Origin of the sequence: Candidatus Mycobacterium methanotrophicum, from assembly GCF_023515995.1 — a bacterium.
Classification (GTDB): domain Bacteria; phylum Actinomycetota; class Actinomycetes; order Mycobacteriales; family Mycobacteriaceae; genus Mycobacterium; species Mycobacterium methanotrophicum.
This window is the reverse complement of sequence record NZ_CP097320.1, coordinates 1,033,859-1,055,539: the sequence shown is the minus strand read 5'-3', so window position 1 is coordinate 1,055,539 and position 21,681 is coordinate 1,033,859. Positions and strand designations below refer to the sequence as shown.

At 66.5% G+C, this 21,681-nt stretch carries 17 protein-coding genes and 2 pseudogenes; 2 read left to right on the top strand and 17 right to left on the bottom strand.

Annotated elements, in window-relative coordinates; genetic code table 11:
- Positions 1-123: 123 nt before the first annotated feature.
- Positions 124-924, bottom strand: coding sequence for a transposase family protein (locus M5I08_RS05680; protein ID WP_249762759.1), 801 nt, complete (start codon positions 922-924; stop codon positions 124-126).
- A gap of 1,278 nt (positions 925-2,202) precedes the next feature.
- Between M5I08_RS05680 and M5I08_RS05675 the strand changes: the two are divergent.
- Positions 2,203-2,328, top strand: a pseudogene (locus tag M5I08_RS05675) (DinB family protein); the annotation flags it as partial.
- Positions 2,329-2,402: 74 nt separating this feature from the next.
- On the opposite strand, the pseudogene M5I08_RS05670 reads toward M5I08_RS05675, so the two are convergent.
- Positions 2,403-2,531, bottom strand: a pseudogene (locus M5I08_RS05670) (mycothiol transferase); the annotation flags it as partial.
- Positions 2,532-2,832: 301 nt separating this feature from the next.
- Between M5I08_RS05670 and M5I08_RS05665 the strand changes: the two are divergent.
- On the top strand, positions 2,833-3,561 hold the full coding sequence (locus tag M5I08_RS05665) for a CTP synthase C-terminal region-related (seleno)protein (protein ID WP_219067160.1): 729 nt from the start codon (positions 2,833-2,835) through the stop codon (positions 3,559-3,561).
- Positions 3,562-3,566: 5 nt separating this feature from the next.
- On the opposite strand, the gene M5I08_RS05660 is transcribed toward M5I08_RS05665, so the two are convergent.
- The 15 genes from M5I08_RS05660 to M5I08_RS05590 form a co-directional block, all read right to left on the bottom strand.
- On the bottom strand, positions 3,567-4,073 hold the full coding sequence (locus M5I08_RS05660) for an NUDIX hydrolase (RefSeq protein WP_219067161.1): 507 nt from the start codon (positions 4,071-4,073) through the stop codon (positions 3,567-3,569).
- Between the two features lie 22 nt (positions 4,074-4,095).
- On the bottom strand, positions 4,096-5,394 hold the full coding sequence (locus tag M5I08_RS05655; RefSeq protein WP_219067162.1) for an FAD-dependent oxidoreductase: 1,299 nt from the start codon (positions 5,392-5,394) through the stop codon (positions 4,096-4,098).
- Between the two features lie 115 nt (positions 5,395-5,509).
- On the bottom strand, positions 5,510-6,580 hold the full coding sequence (locus M5I08_RS05650; protein WP_219067163.1) for a metal-dependent hydrolase family protein: 1,071 nt from the start codon (positions 6,578-6,580) through the stop codon (positions 5,510-5,512).
- 8 nt (positions 6,581-6,588) lie between these two features.
- Complete coding sequence (gene ffh, locus M5I08_RS05645) at positions 6,589-8,160, bottom strand: signal recognition particle protein (RefSeq protein WP_219067164.1); 1,572 nt, start codon at positions 8,158-8,160, stop codon at positions 6,589-6,591.
- A gap of 129 nt (positions 8,161-8,289) precedes the next feature.
- Positions 8,290-8,742 (bottom strand): hypothetical protein, encoded by a 453-nt coding sequence (locus M5I08_RS05640; RefSeq protein WP_219067165.1) that lies wholly within the window; start codon positions 8,740-8,742, stop codon positions 8,290-8,292.
- A gap of 534 nt (positions 8,743-9,276) precedes the next feature.
- Positions 9,277-11,739, bottom strand: coding sequence for a [protein-PII] uridylyltransferase (locus M5I08_RS05635; RefSeq protein WP_219067166.1), 2,463 nt, complete (start codon positions 11,737-11,739; stop codon positions 9,277-9,279).
- A gap of 51 nt (positions 11,740-11,790) precedes the next feature.
- Entirely contained in the window at positions 11,791-12,129 is a 339-nt protein-coding gene (locus M5I08_RS05630; RefSeq protein WP_219067167.1) for a P-II family nitrogen regulator, read from the bottom strand.
- Positions 12,126-13,541: an ammonium transporter gene (locus M5I08_RS05625; protein ID WP_219067217.1), complete on the bottom strand. Its 1,416-nt coding sequence runs from the start codon at positions 13,539-13,541 to the stop codon at positions 12,126-12,128. The genes M5I08_RS05630 and M5I08_RS05625 overlap by 4 nt, the downstream gene beginning before the upstream one ends.
- 213 nt (positions 13,542-13,754) lie before the next feature.
- Complete coding sequence (ftsY, locus tag M5I08_RS05620; protein ID WP_219067168.1) at positions 13,755-15,035, bottom strand: signal recognition particle-docking protein FtsY; 1,281 nt, start codon at positions 15,033-15,035, stop codon at positions 13,755-13,757.
- A gap of 56 nt (positions 15,036-15,091) precedes the next feature.
- Entirely contained in the window at positions 15,092-18,715 is a 3,624-nt protein-coding gene (gene smc, locus M5I08_RS05615) for a chromosome segregation protein SMC (protein WP_219067169.1), read from the bottom strand.
- 11 nt (positions 18,716-18,726) lie between these two features.
- Positions 18,727-19,017, bottom strand: a complete 291-nt coding sequence (locus tag M5I08_RS05610) for an acylphosphatase (protein ID WP_219067170.1) — start codon at positions 19,015-19,017, stop codon at positions 18,727-18,729.
- Positions 18,995-19,417, bottom strand: coding sequence for an OsmC family protein (locus M5I08_RS05605; protein ID WP_219067171.1), 423 nt, complete (start codon positions 19,415-19,417; stop codon positions 18,995-18,997). Before M5I08_RS05605 ends, M5I08_RS05610 begins: the two co-directional genes overlap by 23 nt.
- Before the next feature lie 111 nt (positions 19,418-19,528).
- Positions 19,529-20,380: a DNA-formamidopyrimidine glycosylase gene (gene mutM, locus M5I08_RS05600; protein WP_219067172.1), complete on the bottom strand. Its 852-nt coding sequence runs from the start codon at positions 20,378-20,380 to the stop codon at positions 19,529-19,531.
- 16 nt (positions 20,381-20,396) lie between these two features.
- Complete coding sequence (rnc, locus tag M5I08_RS05595; protein WP_249763147.1) at positions 20,397-21,086, bottom strand: ribonuclease III; 690 nt, start codon at positions 21,084-21,086, stop codon at positions 20,397-20,399.
- Positions 21,079-21,666: a YceD family protein gene (locus tag M5I08_RS05590; RefSeq protein WP_219067173.1), complete on the bottom strand. Its 588-nt coding sequence runs from the start codon at positions 21,664-21,666 to the stop codon at positions 21,079-21,081. The genes rnc and M5I08_RS05590 overlap by 8 nt, the downstream gene beginning before the upstream one ends.
- Between the last annotated feature and the right edge of the window lie 15 nt (positions 21,667-21,681).

Here is a 21,681-nt window from a genome sequence, read left to right as displayed (position 1 = left end):
TGAACAAGGCCGACAACCAAACCCGCAACTCCGCCGGCCGGCTACCCGATGATCTCCGCCACGCCCTCATCAAGATCGCCGCTGACGCACTAATTTGAGTCAAGTCGGGGTACTGACGTTTTCTCAGTAATTTCCGCGTTGGAGAGTCGATAGTACGATCGCGGCGGCAACAACTGCGCCAATCCTGGTTGGACACAGGCGGATTCGACGGAGGCAGCGCCAACGCTGTTTGAGTTCGGCGTTGGCGCGTTCACCGATGGCACGCGCCGCGGTGAGCAGCATGTTGTAGCTCTGATTCTCCACGGCCAGGCCGCGGCCCTTGACCGGAGTGTGCACCCCGATCCCCGCTCCTTCGTAGCCCTTGTCGGCCAGCGTCGGCACCCCGTCGGCCGCGGACTTGTACAGCGCGCCCAGGCAGTGCGCGCGGGCGGCGGTGATGTCGTGCACGCTGCCCGGCTCGACCTCGCTCGACCACACCGGGAACCCGCCCGGGTCGGCCAGTATCTGCACATTGCCGCCCTGGGTTTTGTGCTTGCCCGAATACCACCGGTGATGGCCGGCCTCGTTGCGCTCGTCCACCCGGTCGATGGCGATCAGCGTCCCGTCCAGCGTCACGTGCGACCACTGTTCGGCCTTGGCCCGGTCGAGCACTTCGTGCAGGTCAGGAGCTTGTTCGGCGATCACGTCGATCGCCTCGTGCAGATAGCGGTAGCTGGTGGAGATCGGCAGCCCGGCCTCCATCGCCAACAACCGGATCGGGGCGTCGTCGCGGAACCACCGCAGCACCAGCTTGGCCTGCGTGCGCACCGTACCCGACCGCCGCCCGGCCCGCGTTCTGATCTCGCGCCGGTGAACGTGCAGCAGCGCGGTCACATGCAGCAGGGTTTCCTCCGGCACGTCGCAGATGGCAGAGTAGGTGAACACGTGGGGTCCTTTGCAGCGGAGCGGGTTTCCTCGTCGAAACCGAATCCTTGAGCAAGGACCCCACGCCCAGCCACTACGACACGCCGAAAACTCCAGTCACACCAGACTCACGAGCCCCAAGTGAGAAAACCTCAGTGCTTCAGGTAGGTCTGTTCGACGGCAGCCAGCGATCGGTCGGATGCGCGCAGGTCGATCGGTTGGTCGCACAACCCCTCAAGGTCGCCTGCGCCGTCGAAAAGCGCTCTGGGGCCTGTTATTCCGCGACCAGCAAGGATTGTGGCGTACACGGCCCGCATGCCGGTGACCCGCGATGTCAACACAAAGTGGCCCCGGCGTGACGGCGCGAATTGGCTCCGGCCGAAGAGCGCTTCTTGAACAACATGTGCCAGATAGTGGCGCAGCTGCGGGTTGCGACGCGTGGTCAGCGTTCGATGGTCGACGGCAGGGGGTGGTTCGGATGCAGTGCGGGCAGGCCATCGATGCTCTGCGGATTGTCGCCGGTAATCCGCTGAGCGAACATCTCGTCAGGTCGCCTTGGACCGCGTCGAGCATAGGTCGTTCCCCGATGAGCCCATAGCGTGGCACCGAGAACCCGCAGGAGTCCGCGACCCGATCCATTTCGATCACGATGACGGCGCGGATACCAGGATGCTGCAGCCCGAAGTGCGCTTTGAGACTGCCAAATTGAGCATCGGCTGGCCGTACGATCCGTCCAGTACCGAACAGCCGCAAGATCCGCGGAATGCGGTTGACCGAGCAGAACATCACGTGATCCGGCCGTTCTTTCGAAAGGTGTGCGATTGTTTCCACGCCGCTGCCAAAGAGATCGAGATAGGCGACGGTATGGTCGTCCAACACAACACTGCGAACGTGTCGCGGTGTCCCTTGGGCGAAAGGTTGACGTGGATCGTTGATCAACGCTGTTGATCCCGGACAATGAGGCGAAGACCTGCGTCGATAGCGTTGAGGTCAAGGAGATCTCGGTGGCGGGCATGCCAAGCACCGGTGTCGAGATCGTGGCGTAGCCGCTCGAGTCCAGGTGCAAGGTCCTTGGCGCAGAGCCGTGTGAGGCCCGAGATACGGGCGCGCACCTCGGGGCGAAGGTAGGCGTCGGGTCGACGCCAATAGGCCGGCCCGAAGCCGTCGGAACAATCGTGGGGTACGAGAACGGTATCGACCCGGTCGGCACCAATGATCTCTTCCACTTGCTCTGTAGGCAGTTCGGAGGCGGCCGAGGCGCGAGCGGCGGCTGGGAAGTACTCCTGCCAGAGCCAAAAGGATTGCCAACCATCGGGACGCGACGAGCGGGTTGTGCACGATGGGTATGCCGAGCAACAGCCCTCGGATGTGGCCCGCCAGCTCGCCGACGCGGCACAGCTGTTCAGCAATGTCCTCGCCCGACTGCCGGCACCGCGGGTGGCGTAACCGTCGCATTCGGCTTCGGGGATTCCAGCCAGATAGTGTTGGAACCAGATACGTTCAGCGGCGGCTGCATGCTTGATTAGCCCAATCGGTGTTGTGGCAGAAGCGACGAGGCGACGACGGGCCCCTTCCTCAGTGAGCCCCTGCACGGCTTCGACGAGTGCGGCTCTGTTGTAGTCGAGCATGTTCTCCAAGAGTGTCCGCTGTGCACCGACGGTGATTCGCGTTAAGGGTAACCATGAGTTTGTCTCCTTCTGACGGGTTTCTTTGTGGCCGTGCATGATTGGCCCGATGCTGTTGACACGGGGCGCTGTCACGAAAATGTGGGCGCCGATGCAGAAGAAAAGACCATTGACCGGGTAACTGCGCACCCAAATGCCATACTCAAGCCGGACATTTGACGGCGCCCGGGGGCGTGATCGGCGCTGCAAGCCTAACTCATGATCTCGGCGCTTGCGAGCATCGGTCCGTGGCAGCATGAAATCCATGGCAGAAGCTCGCATCGGCGTTGTCGGAGATTTCCGGCCGACGTATGAACCACATACCGCGATCAGCGCTGCCGTTGCTCACGCACAGGCCGCGGACCCGGCCTGCGCGTCGATTGCGTTCGAGTGGATTGCCACATCTGACGCCGAGCAGCTCAGCGAGGAACACCTCGCGGCCTACGCCGGTTGGTGGATTGCGCCGGGCAGCCCCTACCGCAGCATCAATGGTGCGCTACGGACCATCCGCTATGCCCGCGAACACGATGTGCCACTGCTGGGAACGTGTGGCGGATACCAGCATGTCGTCCTCGAATATGCTCGCAATGTCCTCGGTTTCACCGATGCCGCGCACGCTGAATACGACCCGTATGCGTCCGATCTATTCATCACAGCCCTGAGCTGCTCGCTGGTCAACCAGACGATGACGCTCACGGTGTTGTCGGACGCCGTCGCCGCTCGGCTTTACCAGAGCACGACCACCACCGAGAAGTACTACTGCAACTTCGGCCTCAACCTCGATCACCTGCCGGCGCTGACCGCAGCCGGTCTGGTCGTATCGGGCACCGACCAGGACGGTGAACCCCGTATCCTCGAGTTGCCAAATCTCCGTTACTTTCTGGCCACTTTGTTCGTCCCGCAGACGTCCAGCACGCCCGAAGCCCCGCATCCACTAATAACCGGCTTACTGCGTGCCGCAGCGATGAATCCCCGTAACCTCGGCAATTTATGACGGCATCACTTCCCTGGGTCTTGGTCCGCGTGGGTATAGGTGGTATCGAAAACCGTTGCGGCGTTACGGCTGTCGTTATTCGCCAGCTCGATCCGCCGACGCATGTTGGCAGACATATCCGGTATCTCGGCGAGGTCAAACCAGCGAGCGTCCACGCATTCATCGTCTGCTGCGAAAGGTTCGCCGCCAGACCAGTCCATGCGAAAGACATGATCGAGGTATTGAGCGTGATCGCCATTGGCATGAACTATCGGGCGAGTCACGTGGACCCAGGCCAGTCGTCGAGCAATCACATGGATACCGGCCTCTTCCAAGACTTCTCGAACGGCACAATCCGCAGGATTCTCGCCCGGGTCGACCACGCCGGTGACCGCGGTCCATGCGTGGTTATCAGAGCGCTGGATCAGAAGCACCTGCTGATTGCGGATGACCACAGCCGTCGCACCCGGCAACCACAGTGGGGCATGTCCGATGTGCCGACGAAGCTCAGCGATGAATTCGGGAATCGGCATACTCAACTGTCTAACAGAGCCGTCAGCTCTGCGGCACCGTGTTCCGCTGCCGGGCACGGCGCGCGTTCTGCCTCCCCGTGCTGACGATCTCCTTGAGCGTCGCGATCAGCAGGTCAGGCCTATCGAGGAGCGCACGCACCGCAGCCCGCGCCGCCCGAGGCCCGGTGAACAGCTGCGACGGCCGAATCTGGTGGTCGAGCACACCAAAGAACATTTGCGTGGCTTTGGGATCCACTGCCAGATCCCGCATTAACCGCGTCGCCAACGGCGATGCGGTGCCAGGAGCACCCATATCGCTTGCGAACCAATACATTTCGTATGCGTCATCGTCGCGCCACTGCCACCAGCGCCGCATGGCCGCGTCGGGACTGGTGTTGCCCAGTCCATCCTCGATCGCAAGGGCGAGCCGGTCGGCCTGCCGGAAGGCGTCGCCGATACCTTGCCCAGGCGTCGGATCTTTGAAGTGCCCGGCGTCGCCGACCAGTACCCATCCAGGGCCGGCGGCCTCGCGGAAGTATCCATGCCAGTTCGTGAGAACCCGGATTGGACCGGCACGGCGCCCGTCGGCGATCACATCGGCAAGTTCGGGCCACGCTCGTATACCCGCGGTGAAGTTGGCGTCACGATCGGTATGGAACTCGCCTTGCCCCGCCATATCAATGCCGGTCGCGGCCATGTAGAGATCGCCGTCGGTCGGGCCGGCGAGGAAAACTTGCGCACCCTGCCGGCCAATCCGCGCGCACCCCTCCCGGTCGTGAACGCCTTCGAAATAGGCCCAGGCGAACATCTTTCCCGCGGGTGCAACGTGATACTCGCGTGCGCCGACCAGGGAAGCGACCGTCGAATGGCGGCCATCAGCGCCGACAACCAGCTGCCCGTGGATAGGGCCGGCAGCCGTGTCGACTGCCGTCACGCGACCGTCCTCCCGCACCAGACCCGTGACACGCAACCCGGTGCGAACATCGGCACCCTCCGCAGCCGCGGCGTCGACGAGCAACGCATCGAGCGTGACGCGCCGAATGCACAGACTGGACTGCAAGTGCTCGGCTTCGTCAAGCTTTGCCTCGATGCGGACGGCATCGTCGATCACCATCGTGATGCGATCGAGCGGGACCGCCCCGGACGCCAAGACCACGTCGAGGAGGCCCAGCTCGCCCAGCAGCCGCACTCCGCACGGCTGGATCACATGAGTCGACGGCGTCTCCGACGGAAAATGGGCACGGTCAACAAGGCAGACGCTCAAACCGCGGCGCCTGAGCATCACTGCCAGCGGGGATCCAGCACACCGCGCACCGACAATCACCACATCAAATCGCTTCATACCGCTCCCTGTGACCGTCGAAAGACTTACTGGGCTGCGACTTTACCCGTAAATTAAGGGATTAGTAAGATTCTTTAGATAATGTTCAAACGCCGGTTGGGGCGGGCCATGGCGATCAGAACATCTGACCGCGCAAGATCACCCGGTCGGGCCGATTCAGCACCGCGGGACCCTGACGTGGATCGTCGGCGTAGCACAACAGGTCCGCCGAAGCGCCGTGATCCAGCCCCGGTCGGCCCAGCCAGCGACGAGCGTCCCAGCATGCCGCGCCCAACGCCTCGTCCGGACTCATCCCGATCCCCTTGAGCGCCTCGATCTCGTCGGCGATCCGCCCGTGGGCGACCATGCTGCCGGCGTCGGTGCCGGCATACACCGGGATGCCGGCGTCTCGGGCTGCGGCCATCCGCGGATAACACTTGGCGTACAGGTCGCGCATATGCGCGGCGTATTTCGGGTAGCGCGTAGCGGCATCGGCGATACCGGGGAAGTTTTCGATGTTGACCAGTGTGGGCACCAATGCGGTTCCGTGCTCGACCATCAGCTCGATAATGTCGTCGGTGACCCCGGTGCCGTGTTCGATGCAGTCGATTCCGGCGTTGATCAGCCCCGCCATCGCATCCTCGCCGAAGACGTGCGCGGTGACCCGTGCACCGTGGTGATGGGCAACCTCGATTGCCGTCTTGAGCACTTCGTCGGACCACAGCGGGCCCAAATCGCCTATCTCGCGGTCGATCCAGTCGCCGACGAGCTTCACCCAACCGTCGCCGCGGCGCGCCTGCTTGGCCACCAAGTCCGGCAACCGCGACTCGTCTTCGATGTCGATGGCCAAGCCGGGCGAATACCGTTTGGTTCGGGCCAGATGCCGTCCGGCGCGGATGATGCGCGGCAGATCGTCGCGGTCGTCAAGACTGCGAGTGTCGGTCGGTGAGCCGCAGTCGCGCAACAGCAGCGCGCCCGCGCCGCGTTCGGTCTCGGCCTGCACGATCGCCTCGTCGATCTCGATGGAACCGCCGTGCTCCCCCAAGCCGACGTGGCAGTGGGCGTCGACCAAACCGGGCAGAATCCAGCCGCCGTCGAAAACCGTGTTAGCACCGGAGACCGGTTCGCGGCTTATCCGGCCGTCGACGATCCACAGCTCGACGGGTTGCTGCTCGGGCAGCCCCACCCCTCGCACGTGCAAAGGCACGGCTGCGGCTACTTGTTGCCCGGGAAGTTCAGCTTGGACAGGTCGAAATCGGCCAGGCCGGGCGGCAACTCGTCGAGACCCTGCGGCATGTTCGACAGATCGGGGAACCCGGCCGGCATCCCTGGCATGCCCGCGCCCAGCGGCCCGCGGGCCCGGGGCGCTGTCGGACCGCGCTTCTTGCCCTTCTTGCCCTTGCCGCCCTTGGCTTTCGCGCTCTTTCGAGTCGCCGACTTCCGTCCCAACCCGGGTATGCCCATGCTGCCCACCATCGAGGACATCATCTTGCGGGCCTCGAAGAACCGGTCGACCAGGTTATTGACCTCCGACACGGTCGCACCGGAGCCGTTGGCGATGCGCAGCCGTCGCGAGGCATTGATGATCTTCGGATCGGCGCGCTCCTGCGGCGTCATCCCCCGGATGATCGCCTGCAGCCGGTCGAGTTGTTTGTCGTCGACGGCGGCCAGGGCCTCTTTCATCTGACCCGCGCCGGGAAGCATCCCCAGTAGATTGCCGATCGGACCCATCTTGCGGATGGCCAGCATTTGCTCGAGGAAATCCTCCAGCGTCAGCTCACCCGAGCCGATCTTGGCGGCCGTCGCTTCCGCCTGCTGGGCATCGAAGACCTGCTCGGCCTGCTCGATGAGGCTCAGCAGGTCGCCCATGCCCAAGATGCGGCTGGCCATCCGGTCCGGGTGGAAGACATCGAAGTCCTCCAGCTTCTCGCCGGCCGACGCGAAAAGGATTGGCACACCGGTGACTTCGCGAACCGACAACGCGGCGCCGCCGCGTGCGTCGCCGTCCAGCTTGGTCAGCACTGCGCCGGTGAAGCCCACGCCCTCGCGGAACGCTTCAGCGGTCGCGACCGCGTCCTGGCCGATCATCGCGTCCAGGACGAACAGCACCTCGTCGGGGTCGATGGCATTGCGGATCGCCGCGGCCTGCGACATCAGCTCCTCGTCGATGCCCAGCCGCCCGGCGGTGTCGACGATCACGACGTCGAAATGCTTGGCCCGGGCCTCGGCGAGTCCGGCCGAGGCGACGGCGACCGGATCACCCGGGCCCGCCTCCTGCGCAGCATCCGCCGACGCTCCGGGGTGTGGCGCGAACACCGCGACGCCGGCGCGCTCCCCCACGATCTGCAACTGGTTGACCGCACCCGGGCGCTGCAGGTCGCAAGCCACCAGCAGCGGGGTATGCCCTTGGCTGCGCAGCCACACCGCCAGCTTGCCGGCCAGCGTGGTCTTTCCGGAGCCTTGCAGACCGGCCAGCATCACCACGGTCGGCGGCGTCTTCGCGAACGTCAGCCGCCGGGTCTGCCCGCCCAGGATGCCGATGAGCTCGTCGTTGACGATCTTGACGACCTGCTGCGCCGGGTTGAGGGCACCGGACACCTCGGCGCCCTTGGCGCGTTCTTTGATCCGGCCGACGAACTCCCGTACCACCGGCAACGAGACGTCGGCTTCCAGCAGCGCCAGCCGAATTTCGCGCGAGGTGGCGTCGATGTCGGCGTCGGTGAGCCGGCCCTTGCCGCGCAGCCCCTGCAGGGCGCCGGTCAACCGGTCGGACAGCGATTCGAACACGCCGCCCAGCCTAGCCGGGCGACGATGCAGAGCGCGCAGCGCGATGAAAAGGAGCCCGGCAACCAGACCAAGCCGGGTGACGATGCGCGCTGCCTCAGCGGCAACGGGCGGCGCCGTAACCTGGCCCGCTTAGCGGTCGTTTCGCGGCGGCGGTGCCGGGCGGTTGTCTCTGAACCACGCCACCTTGGCGTGCCAGGATCGCGCGGACCCGTACGCGAAACCGATCGCGCCCAGACATGCGCACAACCAGACGGGCAGGATCCCCAGCACGGTCCAATCGGCCCCGAACCATGCGGTGCTGACATGAGCCGGGAACAGGTCGGGGTGATAGCCCTCGTCGGCGACGATGACCACCGCCACCGATACCGGGGCGCCCAGCGACAATGGGAGGGCGATGTGCCGGCGGAACAGTCTGCGGGATTGGCGTTCGTCGTCGAGCCGGGCCAGCCCGTGGTGGATTATCGCTGTCGCCGCGACGATCAGGCAGATGTGGCCGAGTAGGTCTTCGACATTCCACCGCCGAAAGACGGCGTGCAGCGGCGGCCCCAGGGTGGCCGATGCCCATGGCGACATGAGCAGCACCGCGCAACCGCCTCCTCTGCTCCGGTCAGACGGGCGGTTTGCTCGGGTCGGGGCGCGGGTCGCGCAGTCTCGGCAGCGCGCGTGGTGATGCCAGGTATTCGGTGATCGTCGCGGGCTGGAGCAGGCCGAACCGCAGCCGCTGCTCGCCTCCCCAGCCCGGCCGCCGGCTACGCGAGGAGCCGGAATCGCCGCTGCCGCACGGTCTCAGGCTCCCTGCGATCCGGGCGTCAAGGGGAGGCGCACAATGTGGAAATTGGCGCTACGGGCAGTGATCGCAGGCGCCGGCACGCTGGCGATCATCGGCGGCATCGGCGGTGCCGAGTCGCTTGGACAAGCTCACGCAGACAATCCAGATTGCGTCGCCAACGCGGTGGACCGATGCCCGCACCTGGTAGACGCGCCAAAGCCCGACGCGCCGCCTCAGTCCCACATTCGGGTCACTTGCCAGCCGGCGGGCAGGTTCGGGCAACACTGCACTCAACACTGGGTTTCCCTGAATCCGCAGGACTCGTCGGCCGGGCTGTGTCGCCCAGGTCATGCCGGCGCGGCCGCACCCAGCACGGCGAACAGGTCGCGTTCGATCGCCGCTCGCACATCCGAGGCGGCCTGGGATGCCCGTGCCGGCGGCACGACGCAGAACACGTCATCGACCATCGACCCCCGCGTGGTCACCTTCGCCCAGTCGATGTCCGCGCCGGCGCGCTCGAGTGCGCCGGCGAACCGCGCGAGCAAGCCGACGCGGTCGGTGGCGCGGATTTCGATGATCATGGTGCCGGATACGCCGTCGAACCACGCAATGCGTGGCGGGGCGGTGGAATGACGCGCCGGGACGGCGGTCGGTGCTTCGCGAACAGGGCCGCGAGGGGGTTCCCGGTCACGCTGCTCGAGTGTGGCCAACACATCGACTTCGCCGCCCAGCGCGCTGACCAGCTGCTGTCGCAACAATCCGGCGGCGGGGGGCGAACCGAAGTGGGGCGAGACCACGAATTCACTGATCGCGGCACCCTCGTGGTTGTTCACCGACGCCGAATGCACGCGTAACGAGTTCAGGGCCAGCACACCAGCCGTTTTGGACAGCAGCCCGCGCTGGTCCGGGGCGATCACCACGGCGTGGTAGAGGCGCTGGCTGCTGCCGGGCCGCAGCTCAACATGCACCTTGTGGTCGGCGGCCAGCGAAAGATACTCAGGATCAAGCGGATCGGCATGGGGTAACGGCTCACCGGCGATCACCATCCGGCAGCGCCGCACCAAGTCGCCCACCAGCGATGCTTTCCAGTCACTCCATACCCCGGGTCCGGTAGCCAACGAATCGGCTTCGGTCAGCGCATGCAGCACGTCGAGCAATGTCGGATCTCCGTCCAACGTCTCGCAGACATTGGCAATGGTCTGCTGGTCGTTGAGGTCTTGCCTGGTCGCGACTTTCGCCAACAACAAGTGGTGACGCACCAGCTTGGCAAGGGTCTGAACGTCGGACGGCCACATACCGAGTCTGGCGCCGATTTGCGTGGCCAACTCAGCGCCGACCACGCTGTGATCGACACCTCGCCCTTTTCCGATGTCGTGCAGCAGCGCAGACAGGACCAGCAGATCGGGACGCGCTACCCGGGTGGTGAAAATCCTTGCCCGCGAAACAGCTTCGGCCAGATGGCGATCCACCGTCCAGATATGGACGACGTCGCGGGGCGGAAGGTCGCGGATCGCGGCCCATTCGGGAAATAGGCGGACCCACAACCCGGTCCGGTCGAGCGTTTCGATTACCGCGATCGTGCCCGGGCCGGCGGCCAGCAGCACCAGCAGGTTGTTCAACGCCTCGCGCGGCCACGGCGCCGGGAGTTCGGGTGCGGTGTCGGCCAGCCGGGTCAGCGTGGACACCGCAATGGGCAGTCCGGTGACCGCGGACGCCGCCGCCACGCGCAGCACCAGCCCGGCATCGTTTTGCGGTCGGGCGTCGCGGGCCAGCACGATCTCGCCGGCGTATTCGACCACCCCCTCGTCGAGCGGTCGGCGAGGCCGCCGGCGCATTGCCGAAATCCCGCGCCGCGGTAGCGCATTAGCGGCAGTCCGAAGTCCGGCGTCGACGCGGTAGCTGATGGTGCGGCCGGAGTCGGACAGCGTGCGCGAGAGGTCGAATCTGTCCCCAATGTTCAACGCGGCGCTGATCTCGTCGGCGAACTGGGCCAACAGCAAGTCATGTCCGCGACCGGAAACCCGGTGAAGTTCGGTGCGGACGTCGAGCAGCGTCAGGTGGGCCCTGTGTGTCGGGCTCAACGAACCTGCTGAATCGTCCGGCCGCGCCATAGTGAGCCGGTCGGCGAGGTGGGCGATGGCCAGCGCGTCGAGCAGCTGCGCATCACGCAAGCCGCCACGGCCCAATTTCAGGTCGGGTTCGGCGCGGTGCGCGATCTCGCCGATGCGCCGCCACCGGGCATGCGTCTCTTCAACGAGTTCGCCGAACAGAGACTCGATTCCGGCGCGCCACTGCCGCCGCACTCCCTCAATCAGCCGGGCCGACAGCTGTTCATCGCCGGCGATGTGCCGCGCATCGAGCATGGCCACGCCGGCCGACACGTCCGCACCGGCGACCTGCAATGTCTCGGCGACGGTACGTACGCTGTGATCAAGGCGAATGTTCGCGTCCCACAACGGATACCACAGCTGGTCCGCGATTTGACGCACGGTCTCGACAGGCATGCCGTCGTGCAGCAGCAACAGATCCAGGTCAGAGTACGGAACCAGCTCGCGGCGGCCCAGTGAACCGGTCGCAACAATCGCGAAACCGCTGTCGACGGTGATACCGATTTCGGCGGCTTTCGCCGCTAACCAGGACTCGTGCAGCTCTCCCCACGCATGACGCAAGCCCGCCGAATCAAGGTCGCCCGGTCCACGGGCGAGAAGGTTTGCCCGGGCAGCGGGTAGATCGCTCGCCGGGCTGGCGGTAGTGCTTGCCGCGGCCACCGGCCAAAGAGGATCGGCTGGCTCTGGTCCGCGCTGCGTCATTCCCGTCCAGGTCGGATCGGCTACTCCGGAGGAGTCTTCATCGGGCGTGTATTAGATTGCATCGGCTCCGCGTTCGCCGGTGCGCACCCGCACCACCGTTTCCACGGCGCTGACCCACACTTTGCCGTCGCCAATCTTACCGGTACGCGCGGCCCGCACGATGCTGTCCAGAACCTTGTCCGCGTCATAGTCTTCGACTAAGACCTCGATGCGCACCTTCGGCACGAAGTCAACCGAGTACTCAGCGCCCCGGTAGACCTCGGTGTGCCCCTTCTGCCGGCCATATCCCTGAACTTCGCTGACCGTCATCCCCAGGATTCCCACCTGCTCAAGGCTGGCCTTGATGTCCTCGAGCGTGAACGGTTTCACGATCGCGGTAATCAGCTTCATTTCTGCTCCGCCTCTACTTTGTCGTCCACTCGCTCTTCCAAGCCGTTAGCGCCGTCCGGCAGACTCGCATGAGGAAGAACCGAGCCGGTGGCGGCCGCGAAGTCGTAACCGCTCTCCGCGTGCTCAGACTCATCGATACCAGCCGCTTCTGCCTCAGGACTCAGACGCAGCCCGATCGTGTATTTCAGTATCAGAGCCAGGATAAGGGTGACGATGCCAGAGTAGAAGAGAACGCTGAACGCTCCGACTGCTTGCCGTTCCAGTTGATCCCAGCCACCGCCGTAGAGCAAGCCCTTGGACACCCCCGTGACGCCGTTGATCGCCACGCTCTCCGGGGCGGCCAGCAGACCCACCAGCAGCGTGCCGGCCAGGCCGCCGACCAGGTGAACCCCGACCACGTCGAGCGAGTCATCGAAGCCGAGCCTGAATTTCATCCCGACCGCCAGCGCACACAGCACACCGGCGATCAGGCCGATCACTAGAGCGCCCAGGGCATTGACCGACGAGCAGGACGGTGTGATGGCCACCAGCCCGGCGACGATGCCCGATGCCGCTCCCAGCGTTGTCGGCTTTCCGTCGCGGATACGCTCGGTGAGCAGCCAGGCAAGCATGGCCGTGGCCGTCGCGATCGTGGTGGTCATGAATGTCGCCCCCGCGGCGCCATTGGAGCTGGTGGCCGAGCCGGCGTTGAAGCCATACCAGCCGAACCACAGCAACGCCGCACCGAGCATCACGAACGGCACATTGTGCGGGCGGAACAGCGTGGTGGGCCAGCCTTTGCGCTTGCCCAGCACGATCGCCAGCATCAGGCCCGCCACACCGGAATTGATATGGACCGCGGTGCCTCCGGCGAAGTCGATCGCGTGCAGCTTGTTGGCGATCCAGCCGCCGTGCTCGGAAGCAAATCCGTCAAACGCGAAGACCCAGTGCGCGACTGGGAAGTAGACGAACGTGGCCCACAGTCCCGCGAACAGCAGCCAGGCGCTGAACTTCAACCGATCGGACACCGCCCCCGAGATCAACGCGACCGTGATGATCGCGAACATCAGCTGGAATGCCACGAATACGGTAGCGGGCAAGGTGCCCGCCAGCGGGATATCCGTCGCCGCGAGGCCCTTGCTCGGATCGGCGGCTACAGCGTTGCCGCCGATGAGACCCTTGAGGCCCCAGTATTCGGTCGGGCTGCCGACAACGTTGCTAGTGTCGTTTCCGAACGCCATCGAGTAGCCGTACAGCACCCACAGCACCGTCACGATGCCCATCGCGCTGATGCTCATCATGAGCATGTTGAGCACGCTTCTGGCACGCACCATACCGCCGTAGAAGAACGCCAAACCTGGCGTCATCAACAGCACAAGCGCGGAACTCGCCAGCATCCAGGCGGTGTCGCCGGTATTGGGCTGGCCCAGCATCGGGAATGTCACTCGGTATCACCTCCGGTCGGCCTTCGCCTGGCCGTCAGACAAGTCGCCTGTGGCCTGAACCAGAACCTTGCGCAACGGTTGTTTCGGCAATGGGGCCAGTGTGTTTCGGCAGGATTAACCTCACAGGCCCAATGTATTTAGGGATATCAACCCCGCGGCGATCGCAAGCGCGGCGGAGCCGGGCGCAGCGGGTCGCCGCCGTCAGCCCAGCAGTGCGTCGACGAAGGCGGCGGGTTCGAACGGCGCAAGGTCGTCAGGTCCTTCCCCAAGCCCGACCAGCTTCACCGGCACCCCCAGCTCCTGCTGAACCCGGAAGACGATGCCGCCTTTGGCGGTGCCGTCCAGCTTCGTCAGCACCGCGCCGGTGATGTCGACGACCTCGGCGAACACCCGCGCCTGCGCCAGCCCGTTCTGTCCGATGGTGGCGTCGAGCACCAACAGCACCTCGTCGACCGCTGCGCGCCGCATCACCACACGCTTGACCTTCCCGAGTTCGTCCATCAGCCCGGTTTTGGTGTGCAACCGACCGGCGGTGTCGATCACCACGACGTCGGCGCCCGCGGCGATGCCCTTGTCGACGGCGTCAAACGCCACCGACGCCGGGTCCGCACCCTCAGCTCCGCCCACCACCTCGGCGCCCACCCGCGACGCCCAGGCCTGCAACTGCTCGGCGGCGGCGGCTCGGAACGTGTCCGCGGCGCCCAGCACGACCCGTCGACCATCGGCGACCAACACCCTCGCCAGTTTGCCGACGGTGGTGGTTTTACCGGTGCCGTTGACGCCGACAACCAGCAGCACTGACGGGTGGTCGTCGTGCGGCAACGCCCGCACAGAGCGGTCCAGGCCGGGTTGCAGCTCGGCGATCAGCACCTCGCGTAGCACCGCGCGGGCCTCAGCCTCGGTGCGGACATCTTTGCTGGCGAGCCGGCTGCGCAGGTGGGCCACCACCGAGGCGGTAACTGTGGGGCCCAAGTCGGCGACCAACAGGGTGTCTTCCACTTCCTCCCAGGAGCTCTCGTCGAGATCGCCGCCGCCGAGCAGCCCTAACAGGCTGCGCCCGAACGCATTCTGCGACCTGGCGAGCCGGCCGCGCAGTCGCTCCAATCGCCCGTCGGGCGGTGCGATCGCCTCGATCTCCGGCGTGACCGGCGCGGGCGCGGGCGCGGCCGGAGCGGGTGGAGTGATGACGGGTTCGGGCAGTTGCACATCCCCGATAGGACGCTTCGGGGCATCGCGCGGAATCGTCGCGTCATCCCCGACGGCCGGCAGTCCGGTGGTGTCGATCCGGTCCGCCGGTTCGGTGCGGCTGAACGTGATGCCCGACGACGCGGTATAGCCGCCCGAGCGGTCAAGGGTGCCGGTTTGCTCACCGGCCGACAGGCTGATTTGGCGACGACGGTACCGGAGCAAACCCAGGACCAGTAGAGCGATGACGACGAGCGCGACGACGACCGCGAGTGCGATCCACAGACCTTCCGACACTCCGACAGTCTCCCAGGTGCGTGACGTGACCGTCGCAGCCCCCCGGTGGCGCGACGCTAGTCGATGCTGGAGCCGGCCGCCACCAGCTGGTCGACCTGCTGGCCGCGCATCCGCTGGGAGATCACCGCGGTGATGCCGTCGTCGCGCATCGTCACGCCGTACAGCGCGTCGGCGACCTCCATCGTGGGCTTCTGGTGGGTGATGACGATCAGCTGCGACTGAGTTCTCAGCTGTTCGAACAGACCGAGCAGCCGGTGCAGGTTCATGTCGTCGAGCGCCGCTTCCACCTCGTCCATGATGTAGAACGGCGACGGGCGCGCCCGGAAGATCGCCACCAGCATCGCGACCGCGGTCAGCGCCTTTTCCCCACCGGACAGCAGCGATAGCCGCTTGACTTTCTTACCGGGCGGACGAGCTTCCACCTCGATGCCGGTGGTCAGCATGTCGTCGGGATCGGTAAGCCGCAAGCGGCCCTCCCCGCCGGGGAACAGGGCCGCGAACACTCCTTGGAATTCGCGTTCCACGTCGGCGTAGGCGTCGGCGAACACCTGCAGGATGCGGGCGTCGACATCGGCAACGACATCAAGAAGGTCCTTGCGCGCGGCCTTGACGTCCTCGAGTTGGGTAGACAGGAAGTTGTAGCGCTCCTCCAGCGCCGCGAACTCCTCGAGTGCCAACGGGTTGACCCGGCCCAGCTCGGCCAGCTCTCGTTCGGCGCGTTTGGCGCGACGCTCTTGGGTGGCCCGGTCATAGGCCATGGGCGCCGGCGCGATCACCTGCTCGCCGCGCTCACGGGCCTGCTCGTATTCGGCGAGTTCAAGCTCGGTCGGCGGCAGCGGGACGTCCGGCCCGTATTCGGCGACGAGGTCGTCTATCGCCATGCCGAACTGCTCGAGCACCATCTGCTCAAGCTGCTCGATCCGCAGCGCCGCCTGGGCCTTGGCCACCTCGTCACGGTGAAGCGACTCGGTGAGCGCGGCGATCCGGGTGCCCAGCGCGTTGACCTCTTCGCGAACGGCCGCCATGGCGGCGGACCGTTGTTGACGTTCGGCGGCGAGCATGTCGCGGTTGTGCGACGCGGCTGCGACGACCTGATTCAACCGACCGGCAAGCCGCCTCCCCGCCTCGGCCACTGACGCGGCCACTGCGGCCGCATGCTCACGTGCGGCGCGGGCCTGCTGGACACGCAACCTCGCCTCCCGCTCCGCGGCGGCCGCGCGACGCAGCGAATCTGCCCGTCCACGACCGGCATTGGCGCGCTCCTCGGCGGTGCGCACCGCCAACCGGGCTTCCACCTCAACCCCGCGGGCCGTCTCGGCCGCCCCGGCGATTTGTTGGCGGGCCTGCGCAGGACTGGGTTCGGCCTGGACGTGCTGGGTCTGTTCAACGTTGCGCAACCGGGTTTCGAGCTCGCTGAGTTGGGCCAGCGTTTCGGCGCGCCCGGCCTCTAATTCCTCGCGCTGACGCAGCAGCCGGCGCCACTCATCCTCGGCGGCGCGGGCGTCTTGGCCGAGCCGACCAAGCTGCTCGTAGACCGCCGAAATCGCGGCGTCGGATTCGTTGAGGGCGGCCAACGCCTGCTCGGCGGAGTCTTGGCGCGCGGTCTGCTCGCTCAGCGCGCCGGACAACACCGCGGCGAGTTGGCTGACCTGCGTCTCGGCTGCGGCCAGTTCGGTGCGCGCCTTGGTGATTTCGGAGGTGATCTCCAGCGTCGACGGTTTGCGGTCAGAACCCCCGCTGACCCAGCCGGCGCCGACCAGGTCGCCGTCGAGCGTGACCGCGCGCAGCCGTGGGCGGGCGGCCACCAGATCCATCGCCACGTCCAGATTGCCGACCACCGCGACGCCGGAGAGCATGGCGATCATCGCGCCGCGCAGCCGCGCTGGAGCCTCGACGAGGTCCAGCGCCCAGCGCGCGCCGTCGGGCAGAGCGCCCGTCGTCGTCTGCGCGGGGTCCTGGGTGGCCGGCCAGTCGCTGAGCACGATTGCCGCGCGGCCGCCGTCGGCCTGCTTCAGCGCGGCGACCGCCGAGGCGGCCGCGCTGAAGCTGTCGGCGGCCAGCGCATCGGCGGCCGCGCCGAGGACCGCGGCCAGCGCAGCTTCATAACCCGAAGCCACGTTGACCAGCTTTGCGAGCGAACCGAAAAGGCCCGCCCCACTGCGGTTTCGGCTGAGCCAGTCCGCCCCGTCCTTGCGCTCGAGCGTTGTCGACAACGCCTCGATCCGGGCTCGCAGCGAAGCCACCTCGCGTTCGGCGCCACGCTCAGCGGCTTGCAGCTCGGCGACCCGTTCGTCGGCCAGTCGCAACGCCGCCACCATCCGGTCGTGGTGCTCGTCGAGGCCGACTTCACCTTGGTCGAGTTCACCGACGCGACCCTGCACCGTTTCGAACTCCGCCTGCGCTTCGTGGGCGCGAGCGGCGGCGTCCTCGATGCGCTCGGACAACTTGGCCACGCTGTCATCGATCGACTCGACGCGCGCCCGCATGGTCTCCACCTGGCCGGCCAGCCGGGCCAGCCCCTCGCGGCGGTCGGCCTCTGCTTGCACCGCCGCGACGTGCGTCTGTTCGGCTTCGGCGGCGGCACGCTCGCGCTCGGCCAGCTCGGTTCGTGCGGCGTCAAGCCGGGTGCGGGTGGCCGCCAGCTCGGCCAGCAGCTGCTGCTCGGCGGCGGCGACTTGTTGGGCCTCGGCTTCCAACGCGTCGGGGTCCGGGCCGCCGGTTGTGGCCGGCTCGACGTCCAGGTGTTGCGCCCGCTCGCTGGCGATGCGCACGGTCGCGCTCACCCGCTCGGCCAACGCCGACAACCCAAACCAGGTCTGCTGAACTGATTCGGCTCGCTCCGATAGGCGGGTCAGTGCGGCTTCCTGCGCGGCCAGCTCGTCGGATGCCGCTGTCATGCGGGCCGAGGCCTCGTCGTGTTCGCGGCGCAGCGCCGCCTCGGCCTGGTTGGTGTCGTTGAGTTCGGCCTGCCGGGTGACCACGTCGTCGGCGGCCAGCCGCAGCCGGGCGTCGCGCAGGTCGGCCTGGATTCGTGCGGCCCGCTGCGCCATTTCGGCTTGACGGCCCAGCGGTTTGAGCTGGCGGCGCAGTTCGGTGGTCAGATCGCTGAGCCGGGCCAGGTTGGCCGACATCGCCTCCAGCTTGCGAACGGCTTTTTCTTTGCGCTTGCGGTGTTTGAGCACACCGGCGGCTTCCTCGATGAACGCCCGACGATCCTCCGGCCGCGATTCGAGGATCTCGTTCAGCTTGCCCTGGCCGACGATGACATGCATTTCCCGGCCGATGCCGGAGTCGCTCAGTAGCTCCTGGACATCCATCAAACGGCAACTACTGCCGTTGATTTCGTATTCGCTGGCGCCGTCGCGGAACATCCGGCGGGTGATCGACACCTCGGAGTACTCGATCGGCAACGCGTTGTCCGAGTTGTCGATCGTGACGGTGACCTCGGCGCGGCCCAGCGGGGCCCGCGACGACGTCCCGGCGAAGATGACGTCTTCCATCTTGCCGCCGCGCAGCGTTTTGGCGCCCTGCTCCCCCATCACCCAGGCCAGCGCGTCCACCACGTTGGACTTGCCCGACCCGTTGGGGCCGACCACTGCGGTGATGCCCGGCTCAAACCGCAGAGTCGTCGGCGAGGCGAAGGATTTGAAGCCCTTCAGCGTCAGGCTCTTGAGGTACACGGCGTGCCAGACTACCTTTCGCTGAAGCCCGTGATCGGTTCGCCGCGCGGCGACCAATCGACAACTACGTTGTCGACGTGGCCCGGTGTTTTTCCGCTCCGCACCAGGCGCAACAGCTGTTCACAGGCGTCACGGGAACCCTGCGCGACGACCTGCACCCGCCCGTCGGGCCGGTTGGCCGCATATCCGGTCAGACCCAACTCCAGCGCACGGCTACGGGTCCACCAACGAAAGCCGACGCCCTGCACGCGGCCGTGCACCCATGCGGTGAGCCGGACGTCAGGCTGGGTTTCCTGAGACATCGGCGACCTCGAAAGTGACTGTGGTACCGGATTTGAGGGTGCGCCCCACCGTGCACACCTGGTCGATCGCGCGCTCGACGACGGTGCGCACCCGTGCCTTCTCGGTGTCGCTCAGGCCTGACAGGTCGATCTCGAGGGTCTCCTGCAGCAACGGATAACGCTCTTGCTCGCGGTCAGCCGCGCCGGACACCCGCACTGTCGCCTGGTAATCGTCGCCGAGGCGACGGGTCAATGGCAGGTCGCTGGCCATCCCGCTACAGGCGGCGAGGGCGATCTTCATCAGCTCGCCCGGGGTGAATACGCCGTCGACGTCCTCGGAGCCGACGAGTACCTGCGCGCCCCGCGCGCTGCGTCCGGTGTAACGACGCGCCCCGGTGCGGTCCACCCACAGTTCCGTCATGGGTTCTTTTTTACCCGGTCGCGCCGAATCTACCCGGTCGCGCCGAACGCCGAGATCGACGCCAGTGCCAAAAATCCGACCCGACGCGGCGCCAGCGTCGATCTCGAGGCGTCACCGCCGCGGCCGTGGCTGACACCGCGGGCAGTAGAACGACGAGCGGTTCATGAACTTCTCCCGGCGGATCACCGCGCCGCAGCGACGGCAGTGTTTGCCTTCGCGGCCGTAGACATCCAGAGACCGGGCGAAGTGGCCGGATTGGCCGTTGACGTTGACATACAGCGAATCGAATGACGTGCCGCCCTGGGCCAATGCGTCGCGCATCACGTCCGCGGCCGCGTCCAGCACTGCCGTTAGCTGCTTGCGGGCCAAGCTGTCGGCGAGCCGGGCCCCGTTCACTTTGGCCCGCCACAAGGCTTCGTCGGCGTAGATGTTGCCGATCCCGGACACCACCGTCTGGTCGAGCAGCTGGCGTTTGATCTCGGAGTGCTTGCGCCGCAACACGTTTACTACTGCGTCGGTGTCGAATCGCGGGTCCAGCAGATCACGCGCCAGGTGGGCGACCGACGCCGCCACAACGCTGCCGCCCACATCGACGAGGTCGGCCAGTAGCCACCCGCCGAACGTGCGCTGGTCCACGAAGCTCAGCGTTGTCCCGTCGTCGAGGACGGCCGCGATACGCAGGTGGTTGGAGTTCGGCACCGTTCCGAGGAGCATCTGGCCGCTCATGCCGAGGTGCACCACGAGCGCGCACTCGCCGTCGTCGAGCGTGAGCCACAGGTATTTCCCGCGGCGGTCGGTACCCGTGATCCGGGCATCCAGCAGCCGCGCGGTCAGGTCAGCGGGGCCGGCCTCGTGGCGGCGCACCGCGCGGGGGTGATGCACGCGGACGGCGGTGATCGTTCGGCCCACCACATGAGCCTGCAAGCCGCGCCGCACCACCTCGACCTCGGGTAGTTCGGGCATCGGAAGAAAACTCAGGTCACGCGCTGTCGAGGACGCTCAGCGTTTTCCACGCCGCTGCGGCGGCATGCTGCTCGGCTTCTTTCTTGGACCGGCCCACACCCGACCCGTAGTCGGTGTCAGCGACCTTCACGACCGCAGTGAACTCCTTGTGATGGTCGGGTCCAGTCGAGCTGACCTGATACGACGGCGCTCCCAGGCCGCGGGACGCGGTCAGCTCCTGCAGGCTGGTCTTCCAGTCCAGCCCGGCGCCCAGCGTGGGCGCGGCGTCCAACAGCGGACCGAACAACCGCAGGATCACCTCCCGCGCGCTGTCCATCCCGTGATGCACGTAGATCGCTCCCAGCAGCGATTCCACGCCGTCCGCCAGGATGCTGGATTTGTCGGACCCGCCGGTGTTGATCTCGCCGCGGCCCAATAGCAGATGCGCGCCAAGGCCGTCCGCGGTCAGGTTTCGCGCGACTTCGGCCAGCGCCTGCGTGTTGACCACGCTGGCGCGCAGTTTGGCCAGGTCGCCCTCCGGGCGGTCCGGGTGGCGGTGGAACAGCTCATCGGTGACGGTCAGGCCCAGAACTGCGTCGCCGAGAAACTCCAAACGCTCGTTGGTGGGCAGACCTCCGTTTTCGTAGGCGTAGCTGCGGTGGGTCAGCGCCAAGGTCAGCAACCCATCGGGCAGCTCGACGCCGAGCGCGTCGAGCAGCTCACTCACGCCGGGCCCCGTCGTCGTCGGGCCGCAACATTGCGCCCAGCTTGGCCCAACGCGGGTCGGTCTCATCATGGTGATGACTGGGTTTGGCGGCGGCCAGCGCGACGCCGCACCGCGGGCACAGCCCGGGGCAGTCTGCCCGGCACACCGGCGAGAACGGTAGTCCCAGCCCCACCGCGTCGATGATCGGCTGCTCGAGATCGACGAAGTCGCCGACGACTCGACCGACCTCGTCTTCCTCGGTGGTGGCATCGGTGAGGGTGTCCGGATAGGCAAACAATTCAGTCAGGTCGACTTCGACGCGCCCGTGCAGTGGTGCTAGGCAGCGGGAGCATTCCCCGGCGGTGGGTGCGGCCAGCGTCCCGGTCACCAACACGCCTTCGGACACTGATTCGACTCGCAAATCGAGCTCTAACGGCGCGCCGGCCTGGATCCCGATCAGTTCCACCCCGATGCGCGACGGACTGGGCAGCACGTCGTGCAGGAGAAACATTGCGCCCGGGCGCCGTCGCAGCCGCGCGATGTTAACGGCTAGCGGCGAGCCCCGACGCGGGTGCGCTGTTTGGCTGTGCTGCCGGGCCATACCCGCAATCCTACG